This is a genomic window from Streptomyces sp. NPDC102406 (assembly GCF_044765725.1).
Lineage (GTDB): Bacteria > Actinomycetota > Actinomycetes > Streptomycetales > Streptomycetaceae > Streptomyces.
This window is the reverse complement of record NZ_JBIWKP010000013.1, coordinates 42,146-61,875: the sequence shown is the minus strand read 5'-3', so window position 1 is coordinate 61,875 and position 19,730 is coordinate 42,146. Positions and strand designations below refer to the sequence as shown.

Genomic DNA, 19,730 nt, shown 5'->3' with positions numbered 1-19,730 from the left:
GGCATCCGACGACGACTGGCCATGACGCACCGAACCCCCGGCCGGGAGGGGCCGGGGGTCCGGGGGTCTGTGCCGGGCGGCGGTCTCAGGCCGCGAACAGGTCGAAGGTCGAGCTGTTGCGCGGGCCCGCGAGGACGTCCAACTGCGGGTCGACGGCGAGCATGGCCTGGTGCATGCGCTGGAGCTGCGGGGACGGCTCGACGCCGAGCTCCTCGACCAGGGCGCGTTGCAGCCTGCGGTAGGCGGCGAGGGCGGACGCCTGCCGTCCCGAGCGGTACAGGGCCAGCATGGACTGCGAGTGCAGCCCCTCGTGATGCGGGTGACGTACCGTCAGATCAGTCAGTTCGGCGATGAGTTCGGCGTGCCGGCCCAGACGCAGATCGGCGTCGATCCGGCGTTCCACGGTCACCAGGCGACTCTCGCGCAGTCGCCTGACCTCGATGTCCAGGACCGGCCCTGCCTTCACGTCCACGAGGGGGGCGCCGGACCACAGGTCGAGCGCGGACCGGAAGCGGGCGGCGGCCACTTCGTTGTCCCCGGTGGCGAAGGCGGTCTGGCCCTCCCGCGCCAGCTTCTCGTACCGGTAGACGTCGACGCTGTCCTCCGGGATCTGCAGCAGGTAGCCGCCGTGGCGGGTGGCGAGGACGTCGCGGACGCCCGCCGGGGCGCCGGGGCCCATGGCCGTACCGAGCTTGCGGCGCAGTTGCAGGATGTAGGTCTGGAGCGTCGTCAGCGCGCTCGCCGGCAGCGCGGTGTCCCACAGCTCCTCCATGAGCGTGGGCACGGGCATGACCCGGCCCGGATACAGCGCCATGAGCGACAGGATCTGCCGGGGCTTGCCGGCCGTCGGGACGATCGAGGTGCCGTCCACCTCGGCGCTCAACGGACCGAGAATCTTGATCTGCACGGCGTCCTCCACCCTCATCGAGTTCCTGGTCCGAGTTCCTTCCGGCGTCCCAAAACCGCGCCGTCGAGCACGCTAGCGGGGACCGCCGTCCGGCGCGTTTTCCTCTAGCTGCCCTCTAGCCGAAGTCCACGCGCCTTGGTGCCCGTATCCCGTGGGCAGCGCTCACGGGGCGGGGCTGCCCAACGGTTCGGGCAGGTCGATGTGGTGCGGGGCGGCGCGGGACCAGGGGAAGCCGTGGTGGAGTTGCAGGGCGACCGGTTCGTCGGCGCCGGTGCTGGCGGGGACGGCGATCGCGACCAGCACGTCGGGGACCGGCTCCAGTTCCAGGAACCGCCAGCGGGCGAACGGGTCGCCGGGCGGTGCGCGGAAGCCGGTCACGCCGCTGCCGTCGGCGAGGGTGAAGGCGAACTCGTCGAAGGGCAGCCCGAGTCCGAGACCCCGTGCTTTGGAGTAGGCCTCCTTGAGGGTCCACAGCCGCAGCACCCGGCGGTCCCGGTCGCGGCCCGGCGCGGCGTGGGTGACCCACTCCCGCTCCTCGGGCGCGAAGGTGGAGGCGACGGTGTCGAGGGCCTGCGCGTCCCTGCCGAGGAGTTCGACGTCCACACCGACCCGGTGCCTGCGCACGATGCCGAGCAGGTTGTAGCCGTTGGCGTGCGACAGGTTGAAGTCCAGATGGCCGCCGCCGCGCGGCAGCCCGCCGGGCAGCGGTCGCAGGAAGGGACGGCCGCGCGGGGAGCGCCAGATCACCAGCTCCGCCTCGGCGAGCCCGGCCTCCAGCGCGAGCGCCCGCCGGACCAGGGTGTGGGCGACGAGGTACTGCCGGTGGTCGCGTTCGAAGAGGAACTGGCCCGCGGTGCGCTGTTCCTCCTCGTCGAGCCAGTTCTTCGCCAGGACGCTCGCCAGGTCCGGTGGGAGATCGTCGTTCGGGCACAGCCAGATCTTCACGGGCGCGGTGGTCCCGGCGAGCGGCGCGGGCGCGGCGGCGTACGGCTGCTCGGTCACGGTGGTCGCGGTCATGGTCGTGGTCATCGGGCAAGGCCGTCGCTCGTCGGGCGCGCGGCGCCCGGCGGGCCGGGCAGCATCGCGGAGCCGGGCAGGGGCACGACAGGGCGGCCGTGGGTCTCCTCGCCGCGCGTCACGTCGACCCCGGCGAGCCAGAGCCTGGCCAGCGCCGCCAGATGGCCGCCGCGGCGCAGGGCCGCGAGGTAGGACGCGGTCTCGGGCAGCTCCGCGTCGAGGAGGTCGTCCGCGCCGCGTCCCCGCAGATCGGCGCTGTGCGCGGGGTCGCCGGGTGCGCCGTCCGGCGTCCCGGCGAACTCCCTTAGCCTGTCGGCCATTTCGTCCGTCGTACGGCAGATCAGGGCGAGTCGGCAGGGCAGGGCGGCGCGGCCGATACGTAGTTCCCTCGCGAGGTCGGCGAGTGCGGGCAGGGCTGCGGCGGGGTCCCCGGGCGCGCTCAGCCGGTCGGCGAGCCGCCGTGCGGTGGCCGCCAGATGGAGCGGGGTGGGCGCCGACAGCAGGATCAGGTGGGGCTCTGGGGACAGCGTCGTGACGGTGTCCAGGGTCCGGGGGTGGTGCTCGGGCGGCTCCTCCAGGAGTACGTGGGCCGCGGCGCCGTGCTCCCCGCGGACGGCGACGGACGCGCGGCGTGGCAGCGGGTGTCCTTGCGGGTCGCGGGGGCGCGGCCAGGCGACCGCCGCGGCCCGGCCGGGCGCCGGGAGCAGGGTGCCGTGACCGAGCTGGAGGACGGCGCGGCCGAGGGCCGCGAACCCGGTGGCGGCTCCGGCGTCACCGGCGCCGTCCCGTGTCTCGCACACGGCGGCGTCGGTGGGGTCGGTGGGGGCGAGGCCCGCCGCCGTCCGGGCCCGCCGGGTGAGGCGGGCGTCGGTGTCGCCGGGCGCGGCGCGTCCGGCGTGGGCGACGGCGGCGCCGCGCACGACCGCGTGCACCGTGTCCCCCGCGGCCCGCGCCGCGGCGAGGGGCCGGACGAGCACGGCGCCCGCGCAGGCCACGGGGACCGCGTCGACGGCGGCGACCAGGGCCGCCGCGCAGTCGCCGGTGCGCAGCGCCGTGGTCGCGAGGTGCAGGGCGGTGAGGAAGGACGGCGCGCCGTTGTCGACGCAGTGGCTCGGTCCGCGCAGGTCCAGCAAGGCGGAAAGACGTCCGGGCAGGGCCCCGCCGCAGCGTGCGGTGGCGGCGGTGTCGTCGGCGGCGCCGAGGTGGCCGTGGGCGAGGAACACGCCGACGGAGCGGGGCTCGCCGTCCGCCGTGGTCAAGGCGTCGAGGCGGGCGCCGACGTACCCGGCGCCCTCCAGGGCCCGCCAGACCGTCTCCAGCAACGCCCGCTCCTGGGGCGCGAGCCGGGGCGCGGTGTCCGGGGCGATCCCGAAGAAGGGGGCGTCGAACCGGTCGGCGTCCGGCAGGGGGGCGGCCCGCCGCTCGCCGTCACCGGTCAGGGCGAGGCGCCAGTAGGCGTCGAGATCGTCCGCGTGCGGGAACCACCCGTGCAGGGCGGTGATCGCGTACGCGTCCGGCACCGGCCGGCGCGGTTGCGGTACCGGCGCCGTGGGTGGACGGGTGTCGTGCGCGGGGGCGGCGTCCGCCGGCGGCGGCCCGGCCGGTGGTTCTCCGGCGGGTGGTTCTCCGGCGGGGGCGCCGGGGCGCCCGGTCAGCAGGGTCACCGCCTGTTCCCGGGCCAGCGTGCCGCTCTTGAACCGGGTGAGTATCTCGCTGGTGTCCATGGGGGTCCTTGGTCAGGCGGGCCGGGACGCCAGCAGGGCGGTCGCCTCGTCGACGGTGAGCATGTCGGCGCGCACCGCGTCGAGCAGCGCGGTCACCTCGTCCGCGGTGAGGGCCGACGGGGCCGTCGGGGCCGCGGCGGCCACCGGCCGGGGAGCTGCCGGTACGGCGCCGGTCGGGGCGCCCGCGATGTAGGCGGCCATCGCCGCGAGGTCACGGTGCTCGTACAGCGTGGCGGGCCGCTCGGACAGACCGAAGGTGGCGTTGACGCGGGCCACGAACTCGCCCGCGAGCAGGGAGTCGAGGCCGAGCTGGGGAAAGGGCACGGACGGGTCGATGTCGCGCGGGTCGCAGCGCAGGATGTCCGCCAACTGCCCGCGCAGCGTGGCGCGCACCTCGGACTCCGCGCCGGTCCCGGTCTCCGGGCCGACGGGGCGGGGCGCCGGAGCCGTGAGCTGGGCCAGCACGTGGTGGGCCAGGGCGTCGGGGGTCGGGTGGTCGTAGAGCGCGGCGGCCATGACGCCGGTGCCGTAGCGGGCGTTGACGGCCGCCACCAGTTCGGCGATGCGGATGGAGTCGAGGCCGAACCCCTGGAAGCTCCGGTGCGGGTCGATCCGGTCGGTGTCGACGCGCAGGACGGCGGCGAGTTCCCCCACCACGGTGGCGCGTACGTCGGCCGCGGCGCCCTCGAGCGTCTCCTGCCACGTGGTCCGGGACTCGCTGGTCATGCTGGACCCTCCTGGATCGGTGTCGTTCTCCTGCGTACGGGCGGGGCCGTCCGGTGCGGGCCGGGGCCGCGCGGGTCCGCTCAGCGCCAACTGTGCGGTGCCCGGTAGTCGTCCATCCGCGGCTGCCGACGGCGGGGGTCGGAGCGCCGTTCCGCGCGGCTCGCCCTCGCGCGCAGGGCCAGCAGGACGACCGTGAGCACGGCGAGCTCCTCGTCGCTCGCGCGGCCCCGCTCGACGCGGATGCCGAGCCTGCCGTGGTTCACCTCGCCCATGGCCCCTCCTGTGGCGTGGGGGCCAGCGTCCACGCCGCCGCTCGACGTCCGCTCTCGTCCCGCTGGAGCCGGTCGCGCGCACCGCGTCAGCCGTCGCGGGCGCGACGCCTGACCAGGGCGCGGGCGAGCGCGTCCGCGCTGCTCTCGGCGTCCCCGACCCCCGTCATGACCACGGTCGTCGCGGTGGTGGCCGAGGCCTGGGCCCGGCCGATCGCGTACGCCACGCACGCGGCGGGCCCGCTGCCGCACACCACCAGCCGGCCGCGCGGGCCGAGGAGCCGCGTCACGGCCGCGGGCAGGGCGTCGGCCGGCTCCCCCGGGCTCAGCGTCACGACGTGTTCCGGTCCGTCGTAGGCGCGTACCAGTGCCTCGTGGGTGCCGGGCGCGACACCGGGCACCGTGATGAGGCAGATGACGTCCGCGTGCGGTCCGCCGCGGCGCAGCACCCGTGCCTCGGCGCCCGGCGCCACGGGCGAGTGCCGGGCCACGCGCGGCACCTCGGAGTTCTCGAGGAGGGCGAGGACCTCGCCCACGGTGCCGCCGGGACCCGACCGCTCGGACAGGCTGCGCAGCAGGTGCACGCACTGCGACAGGGTCTGCGCGGCGTCGGCGTCGGAGAGTTCGGCCCGGTCGTGCGTCGCCGTCAGCAGCAGTCCGCCGACGGCGTCGTGCTGGGCGACGAGCGTCACCGGCAGGCTGGTGTCCGTGCCCACTTCGCGCGGCACGTCCACCTCGATGTCGCGGGCGGCGAGTTCGGACAGCAGCGCGGGCGGCAGCTCGGGCCGGCTGTCGAACCGTACGAGGGTGTCGGTCAGCCGCGGGTCGTCCCCCCGCCCGCTCCAGCCGCGGACCCGGTCGCCGGAGACCCAGGCGTACGCGCTCAGGTCGAGCACGGCGTCACGGACCTGCCACAGCAGCTCCTCCACCGGGGTGGCCGGGTCGACGGTCACGGTCATCGGGAGGGCGCTGCCCAGGAGTCCCGGTACGGCGGCGGCGTCCCGCAGGGCCAGGTCACGGCCGGAGAAGTGCACGTCGAAACTGACGAGGGAGGGCCCACGGGTGCCCGCCGCGCGGTACAGCAGCAGCGCCCAGACCGCGTGCAGCACACTGCTCTCCCCCGCGCCCTGCAGCGCGGCCCAGTCTCGCAGCCGTGCCGTGTGGTGGGGCCGCAGCCTGCGCTGGACGCGGCCGGTGCCGCCCTGGTGGGTGACCCCGCCGGGCCTGCCGGGGCTGACCGCGGCGTGGCGCGGCGGGCCCGCCGCCGTCCAGAACCGCCGTGCGCCGTCGATGCCGCGGCCCGCGACCCAGTCGGCGTGGTCGCGGATGTCGGGCCGCCGCTCGCCGCCCGGCACCGAGCCGTCCGCGAGGTAGGCGCGGTAGAACTCCCGCACCAGCAGGTACGCGCCGCGTTCGTCGAGCAGGGCGCGGTGGTAGCTCATGAGGACGCGGGTCGTCGCCCGCGCCGTGTGCGGGCCGTCGAGCAGGGAGAGCCGCAGCAGCCCCGGCCGGTGCAGCGCGAACTCCCGCTCCCGGTCCCTGCGCAGCAGTTCGCTCCAGCCGATGGTGGCCGCGGTGTGCCGGGCGATCTCCAGGGACGCGTGCTCGTGTATGACCAGCCGGGGCGCCGCGGTCCAGTCGAAGGAGGCGCGCAGCACGGCCTCCCGGTCGGCCACGGACTGCCAGGCGGCCGTGAACAGCGGCACGTTCAGGGGCCCCGCCCACGTCCAGCAGAGCTGTTCGACGTGTCGGCCCGGTCCTGCGGGGCTCGCGAGGGCGGCGGTGAGCAGGTCGCGCTGATGGCCCGTCACCGGGATCGACTCGGCGCCCGGCGGTTGCAGCAGATCCGCCAGGAGTTCCTCGACGGCCGACGCCCGTGCCGCCAGGGGCGCGGTGGCGTCCGGGGTGAGGCGCAGCAGGTGGCGGCCGGTGCCGTCGTCGTCGAGGGAGACCGTGCAGCTCCGGTGCCGCAGCGCGAGGCGGGCGGCGACGGCCTCGGCCTGTGCCGCTTCGACCGGTTCGCACAGCTCGAACAGGACCGGCGCGGCGGGCGACGCGCCGCCGGGTTCGTGGAGCACGACGGGCACGGTGTCGGCGTGCGGCTGATGGCTGTTCATGCGCTGCTCCGGACCACGGGCGCCACGGTCGCGGTCGCGTGGTGGCTCCGCTCCCCGCCCTCCTGTTCGTTCCGTCGGTGGGCGCGGTACGTCGCGCCGTGCGGGGACGAGGAGCGCGTGCGGCGGCGGGGCCTCATCGTCCGGCGGGGTCCCCCGGCCCCGGGCACTCTACGGCCGGCAGGTGCGCGGCGAACGGTGCCACCAGTTCCCCCGGAGTCCGTCGCGAGCGGGCTTCGAGGAGCCGGCCGCGGTGGGCCTCGCTCACCAGGTAGCGACCGCCGACCAGATGGGTGGCGAAGGACCAGTCGCGCGCCTCGGCGGCGTGCCCGGCGAGCGTGGCGCGCCCCTCGCCGTCCCAGGTGAACCCCACGGCGTTGAACCGCCGCCGCATGCCCTGCCCGAGCGCTTTCGTGTACGCCTCCTTGAGCGTCCACAGCCGAAGGAAGCGGGCCCGGCGTTCGTCCTCGGGCAGCGCGTCGAGCTCGGCGGCCTCCTCGGCGGTGCACACCTGGTCCCGCAACAGCGCGTAGGAGGCCTGCCGTTCAGTGGATTCGGTGTCGACGCCGACGGGTCCGCCGGTGCTGACGGCGACGACGACCAGCTCCTCCGTGTGGGCGAGGCTGAGGTGGAGCTCTTCGCCGTATCCGCGCAGCACGGGTCGGCCGCCCGGCTGGTAGGCGAGGTCGAGGTCGGCCGGGGCGGCCTCCAGGACGGCGGCGGCCGTGTACTTGATGACCATGCGGGACACGGCGAAGGTGAACCGGCCCGCGGCGGTGGGGCTCTGCCGGTAGCGCGGCCAGTCCTGCCCGAGGATCGTGCGCAGGTCCGGGTCGAGGAGGGCGGCGTACAGCCACTCGCCCCAGGTGGTGTGCACCACGACCCGGCCGGTGGCGCGGGCCCGTTCGTGGACGTGCTCCCAGGGGGCGTCGGGGCCCGGCAGATGCACGGGTGGCGCCACGGACCGGTGCGTGGTCATGTCAGTCTCCCGGTTCACTCGTGCCTCACCACAGCAGCTTCGTGGCGCGGGCGTCGCAGTCGACGCCGCGCCGGGTCCGCTCGGCCAGTTCGGTCCACACCCCGGTGTGCGGCGCGGCCTGGGGTCCGGGCAGCGGGGTGCCCAGCCGGTGTGCGAGGCGTTCCAGCGCGAGCAGGATCCAGTCGGGGCCGCCGAGGAAGGGCTCGCGGCTCCGCGCGGCGGCGCGCGCGACCCCGAGGGCGGCGCCCGCCAGGAGCACGGTGGCGCACCGGTCGGCCAGGGCGCGGGCCGCCGGGTGGGCCGGGTCGTCGGGCTGGGCCGTCGCGCACGCGCGCAGCACCGCGCGCTGCTCCACGGCGAGGCGCCGCGCGGTGCGCGCGAGCGCGGTCACCGCCGGGTCCCGCGCCTCGGCGTCCGCGAGGCGGGCCGTGTCGGGCAGGACCGACAGGAGGGCCCGGCCCCAACGGGCGCCGCCCGCGGGGGCGGTGAGCCGCGCCGCGGGACGGTCCAGCCGGAACAGGTCCGGGAGTAACGGGTCCTGGCCCCCGGCGGCGACGGCGGCACGGCCGGTGCGTTCGGCCGGTTCGGTGGGTTCGCCGGAGTCGGCGGGCTCGGCGGGCTCGGCGAGGGTCCGCACCAGTTCCGCCAGTCGGGTCCGGTGCGCCGCCGCGGCGTCCCGGTCGACGCCCGCCGCGGGCCGTTGCGCGTGGAGTGCCGCGAGGGCCCGGCGTTCGGTGGTGTCCGGGCCGAACCCGGTCTCGTGCAGGACCAGTTCGAGGTCGTCCAGCAGATCGGCGACGAGCTGGGGGACGAGGTGGCCGACGACGGCGACGGGCAGGGTGTCCGCCCCGTCGTCGGGGTGGGTCGCGCGCAGGGCGGTCGCGGTCAGGCACTCGCAGGCCAGCAGGTCGGCGAAGACGGCGGCGAGGGCCGGCTGCCACTGACGCACGGCGGGCTCGTGCGGCGCGCGGGCGTCCACGAGGCGGGCGGTGCTGTACAGCGCGCCTCCCGTCGCCGCGATCAGCGCCGCGGGTCCGAGCAGGGCGCGGGCGCCCTCGTCCGGGCGGGCCGGGGTGGCGGTGAGGAGCCGGGCCGCCCAGGCGTGCCCGAGCGCGAGGTCGCGGCGGAGCAGGGGGCGCAGCACGCGGACGAGCCGGTCGGCGTCGGTGCCCGGGCCCTCGCTCCGGGGCACCGCCCGGGCCAGCACGTCGTCGTGGGCATCGGGGCTCTGCGCGCGCCGCGCGGAGGCGAGCGCGGCGCGCCCGTAGGGGTTGGCGGGGTCGTCGGGGTCGCCGAGCAGCGCCTCCAGGCGCGGCGCGGACGGCGCCGCGTCGCGCGGCTGCCGTCCGGCGGCCCGGGGCGACGGCGTACGGACCATCGTCGGCCTCCCCTCGTCCTCGGTGGTTGTCATCGCAGTCGGCGTACGGGGCTTTCCGCGTGCCACTTGATCAGGGCGAGCGTTTCCCGGTCGGTGCCGGTGAGCCACTCGCCGACGCGCAGGCGGGCCGGTGCGCCGTCGACCGGCGGGCCGGGCGCGAGGGCCTGTGGTCGCAGCAGCACCTGGTGCGTACTGGTCACGGTGAGCCCGGACGCGTCCGGCACGAGGGACCACTCGCCGCTGTGCGCCGCGACCAGTTCGTGTGCGACCTGCTCCTTGTGGACGATGCGGCCTGCGTGGGGGAAGCACAGCCGTACCGAGGTGACGGTGACCGGCTCGCCGGTCGGCGGGGCGCCGAGGCCGAGGGTGACGCGCTGGACGCCGGGCCGGTCCTCGCGCACCGTCGCCTCGTCGACGTGCGGCAGGAGTTCGGGCCAGTCCCCGACGCGGTGGAGGAGGTCGTAGACCAGCTCGGGAGCGCCGTCGACGCGGGCGCTGTTGGCCAGCGACAGCAGCGACTCGTCGAAGGTGTCCCAGCGTTCGGCCGCGGCCTTGATCTCTTCGACCTGGTCGAGCTGGTCGCGCACCTGTCGTGCCACGGCCTGCGGGGTCTCGAAGGGTCCGGGGCCCAGCCGCTCGTAGTGCAGGGTCAGCAGGCAGCGCCCCTCGCCCGCGGGGTCGTCGCGCTCGACGCTCCAGGTGCCGGACGCCTGCGGACCGGGTCCGGACGCCGGGTCGGTGGCGTCGGTGGCGTCGGTGGCGAACTCCTCGAAGGAGACGGTGCGCTCGGCCGGTCGCAGGGTGCGCCGCAGCCGCGCGCCGCGCACCTGATCGTCCGTGCAGGTCCATACGAGGAGTTCGTCCGTGCGGGCGTCCGCGTCCATGCGTTCGGCGTGGACGCAGGACCGCAGGAACAGCGGCCAGCGGGGCGCGTCGGCGAGCAGCCCGTAGACGACCGACGCGGGAGCGCCGACGGACACGGTGTGCCGGGCGGAGCGCCCGCACCGTCCTGACATGAGGGCCCTCCTCCGGTGTGCACAGGTGCTGTCATGCTGGGCGGCTCGCCTGGAGCGTCCTTCGAGTTCCGGCGGAACCACGTCGCACGGCGCGGCCGGTGCCGCGCCCGCTCGGTCAGCCCGCTCGCGTGAGCCCGGCGGCGGAGGTCTGGGCGCGCTCGGCGAGGGTGAGCGGCGCGGCGGCGGTGTCCGGGCCCGAGACCAGGATGGCGCGCTGCAGTTTCACCAGCGGCGCCGACGGTTCGAGGCCGAGCGTGCGCACCAGGGTCGTGCGCAGCCGCTGGTAGGCGCTGAGGGCCTCGCCGCGCCGCCCCGAGCGGTGCAGGGCCAGCATGTACTGGCCGCACAGGTTCTCGTGCGTGGGGTACCGGCTGATGAGGACGGTCAGTTCGGCCAGCAGCCCGCGGTGCCGGCCGAGCCGCAGGTCGGCCTCGATGCGCTGGTCGAGCGCGCACAGCCGGCTCTCCTCCAGCCGCTTGATCTGGGGCTCCAGGTGGACACCGGCCTGGATGTCGGCCAGCGCGGACCCGCTCCACAGGGCAAGGGCCTCGCGCAGGCGCCGGGCGGCCTCGGGGTAGTCCTCGGCGTCCATGGCCCGGTATCCGGCGCCGGCGAGCCGCTCGAACTCCTTGACGTCGCTGGTTCCTTCCTCGCTCCTGAGGAGGTAGCCGCCGGGCACGGTCATCAGGACGTCCTTGGCGCACCGCTGCTCGGTCCCGCCCGACCGCTCAAGGGCCGCGCCGATGAGTTCGCGCAGTTGCAGGACGTAGGTCTGCAAGGTGGGGCGCGCGCTGCGCGGTGGCTGAACTCCCCACAGCTCCTCGGTGAGCACGCTGACCGGCACCACCTGATTGACGTTCAGCGCGAGCAGTGCGAGCACCTGTCGGGGTTTGGGCGCGCTCGGGGTGACCGAGACGCCATGCTCCCGTACGGCGAGTGTGCCGAGTACGTCGATGTCCATGAGGTCTCCCCGTTCGCCTGCCGCTCCGCGCTGGAGCATTCCTCTTGTCGTCGCTAGTAAAAAACGGGCCGGGCGGTTTGTCAACGCATCGGGCCGCAACCCTTCGAGGCCTCGTAGAGCCGTCCGCGCCCAGAAAAGCAGGTCAAACGCGCAGGGGCGAGTGATTCAGACCCCTCAAAACAAACCAGTTTGGCTGTTTTTTTGCCGGTGCCCTGCTCGGAAGATCACAGAGACCGGATCTGCCCCACCCCTGCTGGGGTGTCGACGGAGCGGCTAAGATACGAACTTGACGGTTTTTTTTCTCGACGGGATGCTCCCGGCACGCGCCCTGGAGGTGGTGGATCTCATGGCCAAGCAGGACCGCGCCATCCGCACACGACGGCATATCCTCGCCGCCGCGGCGAGTGTCTTCGAGGAGCGCGGCTACCAGGCCGCGACGATCACGGACATCCTGCGGACCGCAGGCGTGACCAAGGGCGCTCTCTACTTCCACTTCCAGTCGAAGGCGGACCTCGCCTACGGCGTGATGGAGGCTCAGGGGCGCCGCCTGGGCTCCGTCCCCGGGCGCGCCTGCAAGATGCAGGAGCTCGCCGACACCGTGCTGTTGCAGACCTACCGGTTGCAGCACGACGCACTGGTGCGGGCGGGTGTCCGGCTCGCCATGGACCAGCAGGCGGCCGAACTCAACCGCGGCGTCTTCTTCAGCGACTGGAGCAAGGGCACGACCGACCTGCTCGAAGTGGCCAAGGCACAGGGCGAACTGCTGCCGCACATCGTGCCGAAGGAGACGGCCGAGCTCCTGGTGGGCGCCTACGCGGGCGTGCACTCGATGTCGCAGGCCGTCAGCAATTACGCGGACCTCGACCAGAGGACGTCGGTCCTGCTGCGCCATTTCCTGCCCAGTGTCGTGCAGTCGTCCGTGCTCACCACGATCGACCTGTCCGGCGAGCGGGGCGCGGAGGTGTTCGCGGAGGTCGAGGCGATCATCACCGACGCGTACGACGCCCCGGTCCTGACCGCCTGACCCCCGCTGACCGGTCCGCGACCGGGCCGCCGCGGCCAAGGTGGCACGGCGGCCCGCGGAATCAGTCGACGGCCTGGTAGAGCATGGTCCAGAAGTCGGTCATGACACGCGCCGAGTCCGCGGTGGACAGGCCGACCTGGGTGAGCAGAACGCCGGTGACCCGGTGGGTGGGGTCCGCGTAGGCGGTGGTTCCGGTGCCGCCGAACCAGCCGAACTGGCCGACGGGCGCGTAGTCGGGCCAGAGGCGGACCGCCATGCCGAAGCCCCAGCCGCCGGTGACGCCCTGCCCCGACGAGACATGGGCGACCTTGGCGAACATCGCGTCCCGCGCCGCCAGTTGCGCGGGCGTCAGGCGGTTGGTGGTCATCAGCTCGACGGCGGCCCGGGACAGAATGCGTTCACCGCCGTACGTGCCGTGGTCGAGCAGCATCCGGAAGTAGGCGAGGTAGTCGTCGGCGGTGGAGACGAGCCCGCCCCCGGCGCCCTGGAACTCGGGTGGCGTACTGGCCCGTCCGCCCTCCGCCTCGTCCCACACGGCGAACTCGCCGCTGACCGGATCGGGCCCGTACAGGGGCGGCAACCGGTCGATCTTGTCGGCGGGCACGTGGAAGGCGGTGTCCTTCATCCCCAGCGGATCGAGGACGCGTTCGCGCAGGAAGGTCTCGAGGGACTGTCCGGCGACCCGGGCGACCAGCACCCCGAGCACCTCGCTGCTGAGGTCGTACTGCCACCGCGCCCCGGGCTGGTACTGCAACGGCAGTTCGCCGAGGCGCCGCATCCACTCGTCCGGTTCGGGGGCCGGTCCCGACGCCACGCTGTAGTCGAGGCGCTCGACGGTCGCGGCCCGGATCGGTGCGGTCATCGAGTCGAAGTCGACGCCGAGCCCGAAGGTGGAGGTGAGCAGGTCCCGTACGGTGACGGGCCGTTCGGCCGGGACGGTGTCGTCCAGCGGGCCCTCGGGGTCCTTCAGCACCTGCCGGTCGGCGAGTTCGGGCAGCCACGGGTCGACCGGGTCGTCCAGCCGCATCCGGCACTCGTCGAGCAGGATCATGGCGCCCGCCGTCGTGACCGGTTTGGAGGTGGACGCCATCCGGAAGATCGTGTCGCGGAGCATCGGCGGGCCGCCGTCGGGGCGCATGGTCCCGAGCGTCTCGACGTGCGTCCGGTCGCCCCGGCTCATCAGGGCGACGAGTCCGGGGATTCTCCCGGAGTCGACGTGCCGTGCCAGCACCTCGCGCAGCCGACGCAGTCCCGTCTCGGAGAAACCGTTGCCGACGTCCATGTCCATCTCCTGTTCCGGTGCGGGCGTGCGCGGCAGCCCCGTCGGCTGCGCGTCCGTTCCGCCCGACCTTGCGAAGAGCCTGCAAGGTTGACCCGAGGTCAAGGTCAAGGTCGCCATGCGGTCGCCGTCCGGAAATGGCCATACCGCGTCACGCACGGCCCGGGGGCGCGTGGCGGGAAGCCCGGACCAGGGAGAAGGCGGACGCGTATTCTCTGCCGCGTGATCGTCTTCCCGACCGCGCGATCGCCGTGCGATCGCCGTGCGATCGTCCGGCCGACCTGGTCGCGGCGCCCGGGGGCGCGGTCGCCCAGGCTCAGGAAAGGTGCGCCGAACGCATGGCAGAAGGGCTCACGATCGGTCAGGCGGCGTCCTTCGCCGGAGTGACGATCAAGACCGTGCGCCACTATCACCGGCTCGGCCTCGTCGCCGAACCGGAGCGCGACAGTTCCGGCTACCGCCGTTACCGTTCGGGCGAGTTGTACCGGCTGGTGCAGGTGCGGACGCTGGCCGCGGCCGGTGTGCCGCTGGCCGAGATCGGCGACCTGCTCGACAGCGACCCGGCGACGTTCGCGGCCACCTTGGACGACGTCCACCGCCGGCTCACCGAGCGGATCGAGGACCTGACGGCGCGCCGCGACCGGCTGCACCGCCTCGACCACGGCGATCGGGCCCTGCTCCCGGACCGGGCGTGCGCGGTCCTCGACCGCTTGGACGCGTTCGGTTTCAGCCCCGGTTACGTGGCCGCCCAGCGGGAGGCGATGGTGCTGGCCCGGGCGCTGATCCCGGAGCTCTTCGACAACTTCCTGACCCAGTTGGAGCATCTGCTCGACGACCCCGAGACGGTGGAGCTGACCAAGCGTGGCTGGGACGCGCGGTCCTGGGACCCGGACGATCCGCGGATCGAGGAGCTGGCGTCCGCGCTGGCCGACAAGCTGCTCACGAACCGGGGGCTGCTGGCCCTGCCGACCGGCTTCCGCGACCAGTCCGACGCCGTTTCCCGGTACGCGCTGGTCAACCACCACCGCGAGGACCAGTCGCCGTCCATCGCCCGGCTGACCGCCCTGGTCGAGGCGAATCTGCGGGCCGCGGGCATCGCCGTTCCGCACCAGTGACCGCCCCGGACCCGACGGTTCAGGCGGTGCTCTCGGGGGGCGCCACCGGCTGCGAGTGGAGGACGTCGCGGGCCTGGTCGGCGGCGCGGGTGATGCTCTCGGAGACGAAGTCGAGGAAGCGGGCCATGTTCTCCAGGCGGACGGCGGCGGGGGTGCCGGAGCCGAGCGGGGTGACGCCCTGGCGCGCGGTGACGGCGAGTTCGGCGGTGGCCCGGGCGCTCGCGATCATCGACTGGTACATGACGTCGTTGTCGACGACGTAGCGCTCGCGGCGGCGTTCGTCACGCTCTCTGCGCACCAGGCCCTGGCTCTCCAGGAACGCGATCGCCTTGGAGATGGTCGCCGGGCTGACCTGGAGGCGCTGGACGAGTTCGGCCGCGGTGAGGCTGCCCTCGTCGGTGACGAAGAGGCAGGCCAGGACGCGGGACATCATCTTGGGGGCGCCCGACGTCATCATGACGGTGGTGAACACCTCCTCGTACTCGCGCACCGCCTCGGGGTCGCGCCCGTAGGGCAGCGGCGTCGTCTGTGCCCCCCGGGGCGCGGCCGACCGCTTGCGGCGGTGGGCGCGGTGTTCGGTGGCGCGGTGCGCGATCTCGGCACGGTAGGCGGTGGGGCCGCCGTTGCGCATGACCTCGCGGGTGATGGTCGAGGTCGGGCGGTCCAGGCGACGGGCGATCTCCGCGTACGCGGCGCCGTCGGCCAGCCCCAGCGCGATCTGCTGGCGTTCCTGCTGAGTGAGCCTGCCTCCGGGCATCGGGTCGCTCTCCTTCGTGCCTGCGTGTCGTGGACGCCCAGCATAGCTTTCACCACATCTCATTGCAACAGCAACACGGACCGATGTTGCATTCTCCGTAAGACCCATTGCAACGATTAAGCGCCGTCTAACTGCAATTACTCCACAGATACGCAACGATGCTGTTGCCAAGTTCATGAATGCAACGTAGCTTTTCCCTCATCGGAAACAGCGGACCGCGCAGCGGGACGCATCACGGACCAAGGAGAGCGCCATGCAGAAGTTCGCCACCACCGCCCCCGTCGCCGCCGTCCTCGACATCCCCGCGGGCCGCATCCAGTTCATCGCCGCCGACCGGGCCGACACCAGGGTCGAGGTGCTGCCCGCCAACGCCGCCAAGAGCCGCGACGTGAAGGCCGCCGAACAGGTCACCGTCGGGTACGAGGACGGGGTCCTGCGGATCGAGGCCGCACCGGCGAAGAACCGGCTCCTCGGCACCCCTGGTTCCGTCGAGGTCACCGTCCAGGTGCCGACCGGTTCCCGCGTCGAGGCGAGGGCCACCGCCGCCGAGTTCCGCGGCGTGGGCCGGCTCGGCGACGTCGTCCTCGACGGCGGCCACGGCACGGTCAAGATCGACGAGGCCACGAGCGCCCGCCTCAGCGCTCTCGACGCCGACATCACGGTCGGCCGGCTGACCGGTCCCGGTGAGATCAGCACCATGCGGGGCAACGTGAACATCGACGAGGCCACCGGCGGCGCGCTCACGCTCAGCACCCAGCAGGGCGACATCACCGTGGTCGCGGCTCCCGGTGTCTCCGCGTCGCTGGACGCGGGCACCACACTCGGCCGGATCGCCAACTCGCTGCGCAACGACGGCGGTTCGCCCGCCCTCACCGTCAAGGCGACGGCCACCCAGGGCGACATCACGGCCCGCAGCCTCTGACCGGTCCGAGCACGGCTCCTCCCCCGCCCCTGAGGACCCCTCGGTTCGAAGACGGGCGCTTAAGGCCTCACAGCGGCAGCGAGACTCCCCGCACATGGCGGCGCGGGGAGGGAGGGCTGCCCTCCGACCGCTCGGTCTTACGGCCTTTACTGCCCGGCGACAGCGTGCGCGGGTCGACGGCCTCGGCCGGGGCGCCCGTGGCGTAGAGGCCGTCGGGTGCCGCGTCCCGGTCGTGCGGCAGCAGCCAGAACACGCGGCGGCGGAAGGTGCCCGACGAGCGGGACGGTTTGGCCTCGGGCCCCAGCAGCGCGTACCCGACCATGCGGCCGTCGCGGTGGTACGCGGGCCGTCCCTTGCGTGTCGGCAGCCGGTCCAGGCTCTGGCGGACGTAGTCGAGGCCGCCGATGTCCTCGAGCCAGACCAGGCCGGCCTCGTGGACGATCTCGTCCTCGGCGATGAGGGCACTCATGCTGTCTCCTCGTCGGCGGCCAACCCGATACCCGGGTAGTACTTGCGCTGATTGGACAGGATCATCTCCTTCGGAGACTCCAGCCCCACTGCCTCGCGTACCCGCGCCGCGAAAGAGCGGGACGAGACAGCCGGTGCCCCGTCATTGTGACACCAAGCCTTGTACGCCGCGTAGAGTCCGGCCTGTTCCGCCCTCAGGGCCGGCTCGAGCCGACAGGACTCGGCCAGGAAGCGTCCGACGTGGTCCTCGGTCTCCGCGTACGCGGTGGTGGCGATACGCACCCGCTCCGGGCCCAACAGGCCCTTCTCCCCGCCGAGATAGCGCCGGGCCCCCGTGATCAGCCAGTTGAGGATGCCGGGCCCCTCCTCGCTCACCAGGACGTCCGCCAGGTTGTCCACCTTTCGCTCGTCGGCCACCACCCGCTCGAACGGGATGAGCCGCATCCGGCGCCAGAACGCGAAGCCGCCGGTGCCGACCTCGGGCCGGTGGTTGCCGAGCAGCCAGAGCTTGTGCGTGGGCTGGAAGCTGAAGAAGTCCTGCCGCATGCGCCGCGCCTTGATGCGGTCGCCGCCGGTCAGATGCTTGATGCGGGCCTCGTCGAACCGGTCCCCCGGCTTCACCTCGCTGCACACGATGACCCGGCGGCCGTGCAGTTCGGCCAGGTCGGTGGGGTGGCCCTCGAAGGGGCGGGCCATGAGGAAGCCGGGCGGGGCGGCGTCCGCGTAGTCACCAACGAGGCGCATCACCACGTCGAGGAGAACCGATTTGCCGTTCTTGCCGGAGCCGAAGAGGAACGGCATGACCTGGGCGCCGACGTCACCGGTGATGGAGTAGCCGAGCAACAGGTGCAGGAAGCCGATCATCTCGGCGCCCTCGGGCCCGGCCCCGAAGGTGTCGGTGAGGAACCGGTCCCAGCGCGGCGTACGCATCGGCTCGGGCGCGACGGTCGTGGACCGTGAGTGGAAGTCCCGGGTGGGGACGGGCGCGTGGATCGCTCCGGTGCGCAGGTCGACGACGCCGCCGGGCGTGCACAGCGCGTACGGGTCAGCGTCCAGGAGCGCCGAGTTGAGGACCATGCCCGGGGCGGTCCTGGCCTGCGCGAGCATCGCGTTGATGCCGCTGGTGCTCAGCGCCCGGCGCCGGTGCTGCTGCAACGCGTTCGCGCTGTACACCCCGCGCGGATCGGTGGTGGCGACGGCCTCGGCCAGGTCTCCCGCGGCCCACAGCACGGTGTCGTCCTCGTCGATCTGCCAGCGGGTGCCGTCCCAGCGGAACCAGCCGAGGCCGGGGACGTGCCGGTAGTCGCGGGAGTAGAGCTTGACGAACAGCTTCGCGTTGCCCCGGTCGCTGAGCGAGTCGGGCAGCAGCCCTTCGGCGGTGGCCTCGCCGCCGCCCGGCCGGGCGGCGGCGTGCGAGGCCGTACGCCGGGAGGCCTGGGCCGGGACGGGCTCGGTGGGCTCCGCTGGCCGGGCGAGGATCTGGGCGGCCACCGCCTCCGCGTCGAAGTCGAACAGGGTCCTTTCGTCCGGGCTCATCCGCGGCCTTTCGGGGTCAGCGGACGTAGCCTGCCCGCGCGCAGACCACCTCGGATGATGGCGGCGCACCGCTGGTGCTGCCCCGGGCGCGCGCCTTCGGCCGCCTCTTCGAGGAGCTGCCGGGCTTCGTCCGCGCCGATGTGCCCGGCGGCGACGAGGCCGCCCGCCGTGTACGCGGCCCGGTTCAACTTCTCGGAGAATCCCGCCCCTTCGGCCACGGCGGCGCAGGACGCCACCTCGGCCAGTACGGAGGCCAGGGCGCCCCTGGCCGCTCCCCGGCCACCTCCCGCGGCCGCGACGGCCTGCAGGGCGCGCGGGGGCACCGGGCGGGGCGCGGAGGCCGGAGCCTGCGGCAGATGCCCGGTGCGCTCGAGGTCGCGGGCCAGCCAGTCGGGCAGCGGGGCGGGTTCGCGGACCGGTCCGACGGGCTCGTAGGGACCGGCGTCGGTCACCGTTCCCGGCGCGACGATGTAGCCGCCGTACGCCCGTACGTCGACCTGCCAGGCCAGCGCGCGCCCGGCGCCGGAGCCGGTGGAACACTGCCAGCGGATTCTGCCGGCGGCCCGGTACCACACGTGCAGGCCTCCTGAGGGCGTGCGGACACGCAGGGTGCCGGTGTCCTGCGCCGGGCTGGTGACGCCGCGCAGGGCGGCCAGCACGCCGAGGGTGTGGAACCCGTTGGTCAGTCCGGTGAGGTCGATGTCGTCCTGGATAGCGATGCCCGGTAACAGGCGGTCGCGGGCGGGCAGTTCGCGTATGTGCGCGTCGATGTCGATGACGACCAGGCCCGCGGCACCGCACGCGACGCCGACACCGAGGCCCGGGTGGTCGCCCCACCACTGCTCGATCCTGTCGAAGTCGAGCGTGGCCGCATGGAACCCGTGACACCAACGGCCCGCCGCCGCGCAGGCACACCCCTGGTAGGAGTGTCCTGCCTCCCGGCAGGCACCGCAGTTGGCCGCGGGCGTCTTGCGTCCCGGCGCCAGCGGGTGAACCGGCCATCCCTGACTGGCGCACCATCGCGCGGTCCTCAGCGACCGCGCGGAAGACACGCTCCGGCCTGAGTAGCTGGGCGAGTTATGCAGCTCAGAGGCCATCTGCACCCCCCGTTAGCGACCGAAGCGACCGAGCAACGGAGACAGCGTAGCGAAGCTGGTGAGCCGGGTGAGCTTCATGGGAAAACAAAGATTCGACTTCGGAGAGAGGTACAGCGACCCACGGTGAATCAGCCAGCGACCCACGGAAGTTGGGTCGCTGGGAGAGTAGCTGAGAAACCCCCAGCTCAGAGCCGCATCCACCCCCGTAAAGCGACTGAAGCGACTCAAGCTCTGTATATATGAGCCGTACGCGCACACGCACACACACGCCAATGGCTCCATATACCCAAACCTTCGGTCGCTTCAGTCGCTGCGCCCGCCATGACCCCCCTCTGACCTGGGATTCTTTCCCGTCCTCACCGAGCGACCCGACAACCGCACGGTCGCTGCCCCTCAGTCGCTCGCTCGGGCACGCACTCCGGCCCCTAGAGCGACTCAAGC

18 protein-coding genes are annotated in these 19,730 nt (G+C 73.7%); 3 read left to right on the top strand and 15 right to left on the bottom strand.

What is annotated here, in order from left to right; genetic code table 11:
* Positions 1-85: 85 nt before the first annotated feature.
* From ACIRF8_RS33520 to ACIRF8_RS33475, 10 genes are all read right to left on the bottom strand, one after another.
* Positions 86-907, bottom strand: coding sequence for a BTAD domain-containing putative transcriptional regulator (locus ACIRF8_RS33520; protein ID WP_404221199.1), 822 nt, complete (start codon positions 905-907; stop codon positions 86-88).
* A 162-nt stretch (positions 908-1,069) separates the two neighbouring features.
* Positions 1,070-1,936: a 4'-phosphopantetheinyl transferase family protein gene (locus ACIRF8_RS33515; protein WP_404221196.1), complete on the bottom strand. Its 867-nt coding sequence runs from the start codon at positions 1,934-1,936 to the stop codon at positions 1,070-1,072.
* Positions 1,933-3,648: a beta-ketoacyl synthase N-terminal-like domain-containing protein gene (locus ACIRF8_RS33510; RefSeq protein ID WP_404221194.1), complete on the bottom strand. Its 1,716-nt coding sequence runs from the start codon at positions 3,646-3,648 to the stop codon at positions 1,933-1,935. The genes ACIRF8_RS33515 and ACIRF8_RS33510 overlap by 4 nt, the downstream gene beginning before the upstream one ends.
* Positions 3,649-3,660: 12 nt before the next feature.
* Positions 3,661-4,374 carry a phosphopantetheine-binding protein gene (locus ACIRF8_RS33505; protein ID WP_404221192.1) on the bottom strand — a complete coding sequence of 238 codons (714 nt, stop codon included), beginning with the start codon at positions 4,372-4,374 and terminating at the stop codon, positions 3,661-3,663.
* A gap of 80 nt (positions 4,375-4,454) precedes the next feature.
* Entirely contained in the window at positions 4,455-4,646 is a 192-nt protein-coding gene (locus ACIRF8_RS33500) for an acyl-CoA carboxylase subunit epsilon (protein WP_404221190.1), read from the bottom strand.
* Positions 4,647-4,732: 86 nt separating this feature from the next.
* Positions 4,733-6,760, bottom strand: coding sequence for a condensation domain-containing protein (locus ACIRF8_RS33495; protein WP_404221188.1), 2,028 nt, complete (start codon positions 6,758-6,760; stop codon positions 4,733-4,735).
* A gap of 133 nt (positions 6,761-6,893) precedes the next feature.
* Positions 6,894-7,736 carry a 4'-phosphopantetheinyl transferase family protein gene (locus tag ACIRF8_RS33490; RefSeq protein WP_404221186.1) on the bottom strand — a complete coding sequence of 281 codons (843 nt, stop codon included), beginning with the start codon at positions 7,734-7,736 and terminating at the stop codon, positions 6,894-6,896.
* Positions 7,737-7,761: 25 nt separating this feature from the next.
* Positions 7,762-9,147 (bottom strand): hypothetical protein, encoded by a 1,386-nt coding sequence (locus ACIRF8_RS33485; protein ID WP_404221184.1) that lies wholly within the window; start codon positions 9,145-9,147, stop codon positions 7,762-7,764.
* Positions 9,144-10,130 (bottom strand): SRPBCC family protein, encoded by a 987-nt coding sequence (locus ACIRF8_RS33480; RefSeq protein ID WP_404221182.1) that lies wholly within the window; start codon positions 10,128-10,130, stop codon positions 9,144-9,146. Before ACIRF8_RS33480 ends, ACIRF8_RS33485 begins: the two co-directional genes overlap by 4 nt.
* 115 nt (positions 10,131-10,245) lie before the next feature.
* The gene (locus ACIRF8_RS33475) at positions 10,246-11,091 is read right to left on the bottom strand and encodes a BTAD domain-containing putative transcriptional regulator (RefSeq protein WP_404221180.1); all 846 of its coding nucleotides are present in this window, start codon (positions 11,089-11,091) and stop codon (positions 10,246-10,248) included.
* Positions 11,092-11,437: 346 nt separating this feature from the next.
* Here ACIRF8_RS33475 and ACIRF8_RS33470 point away from each other — a divergent pair, with 346 nt between their 5' ends.
* Positions 11,438-12,115: a ScbR family autoregulator-binding transcription factor gene (locus tag ACIRF8_RS33470; protein ID WP_404221300.1), complete on the top strand. Its 678-nt coding sequence runs from the start codon at positions 11,438-11,440 to the stop codon at positions 12,113-12,115.
* A gap of 61 nt (positions 12,116-12,176) precedes the next feature.
* Here the strand turns inward: ACIRF8_RS33470 and ACIRF8_RS33465 are convergent, their stop codons facing one another.
* Entirely contained in the window at positions 12,177-13,397 is a 1,221-nt protein-coding gene (locus tag ACIRF8_RS33465; protein ID WP_404221178.1) for a serine hydrolase domain-containing protein, read from the bottom strand.
* Positions 13,398-13,732: 335 nt separating this feature from the next.
* On the opposite strand from ACIRF8_RS33465, the gene ACIRF8_RS33460 reads away from it, so the two are divergent.
* The gene (locus ACIRF8_RS33460; protein ID WP_404221176.1) at positions 13,733-14,509 is read left to right on the top strand and encodes a MerR family transcriptional regulator; all 777 of its coding nucleotides are present in this window, start codon (positions 13,733-13,735) and stop codon (positions 14,507-14,509) included.
* A 19-nt stretch (positions 14,510-14,528) separates the two neighbouring features.
* Here the strand turns inward: ACIRF8_RS33460 and ACIRF8_RS33455 are convergent, their stop codons facing one another.
* Positions 14,529-15,266, bottom strand: a complete 738-nt coding sequence (locus ACIRF8_RS33455) for a helix-turn-helix domain-containing protein (RefSeq protein ID WP_404221174.1) — start codon at positions 15,264-15,266, stop codon at positions 14,529-14,531.
* 253 nt (positions 15,267-15,519) lie between these two features.
* On the opposite strand from ACIRF8_RS33455, the gene ACIRF8_RS33450 reads away from it, so the two are divergent.
* Positions 15,520-16,188, top strand: coding sequence for a DUF4097 family beta strand repeat-containing protein (locus ACIRF8_RS33450; protein WP_404221172.1), 669 nt, complete (start codon positions 15,520-15,522; stop codon positions 16,186-16,188).
* Between the two features lie 67 nt (positions 16,189-16,255).
* On the opposite strand, the gene ACIRF8_RS33445 is transcribed toward ACIRF8_RS33450, so the two are convergent.
* From ACIRF8_RS33445 to ACIRF8_RS33435, 3 genes are read right to left on the bottom strand one after another with little or no spacing between them, the layout of a single operon-like run.
* A complete protein-coding gene (locus ACIRF8_RS33445; RefSeq protein WP_404221170.1) occupies positions 16,256-16,657 on the bottom strand; it encodes a DUF6009 family protein in 402 nt (133 codons plus the stop codon).
* On the bottom strand, positions 16,654-18,192 hold the full coding sequence (locus ACIRF8_RS33440; protein ID WP_404221168.1) for a phage/plasmid primase, P4 family: 1,539 nt from the start codon (positions 18,190-18,192) through the stop codon (positions 16,654-16,656). Before ACIRF8_RS33440 ends, ACIRF8_RS33445 begins: the two co-directional genes overlap by 4 nt.
* Positions 18,189-19,289 (bottom strand): bifunctional DNA primase/polymerase, encoded by a 1,101-nt coding sequence (locus ACIRF8_RS33435; protein WP_404221166.1) that lies wholly within the window; start codon positions 19,287-19,289, stop codon positions 18,189-18,191. Before ACIRF8_RS33435 ends, ACIRF8_RS33440 begins: the two co-directional genes overlap by 4 nt.
* Between the last annotated feature and the right edge of the window lie 441 nt (positions 19,290-19,730).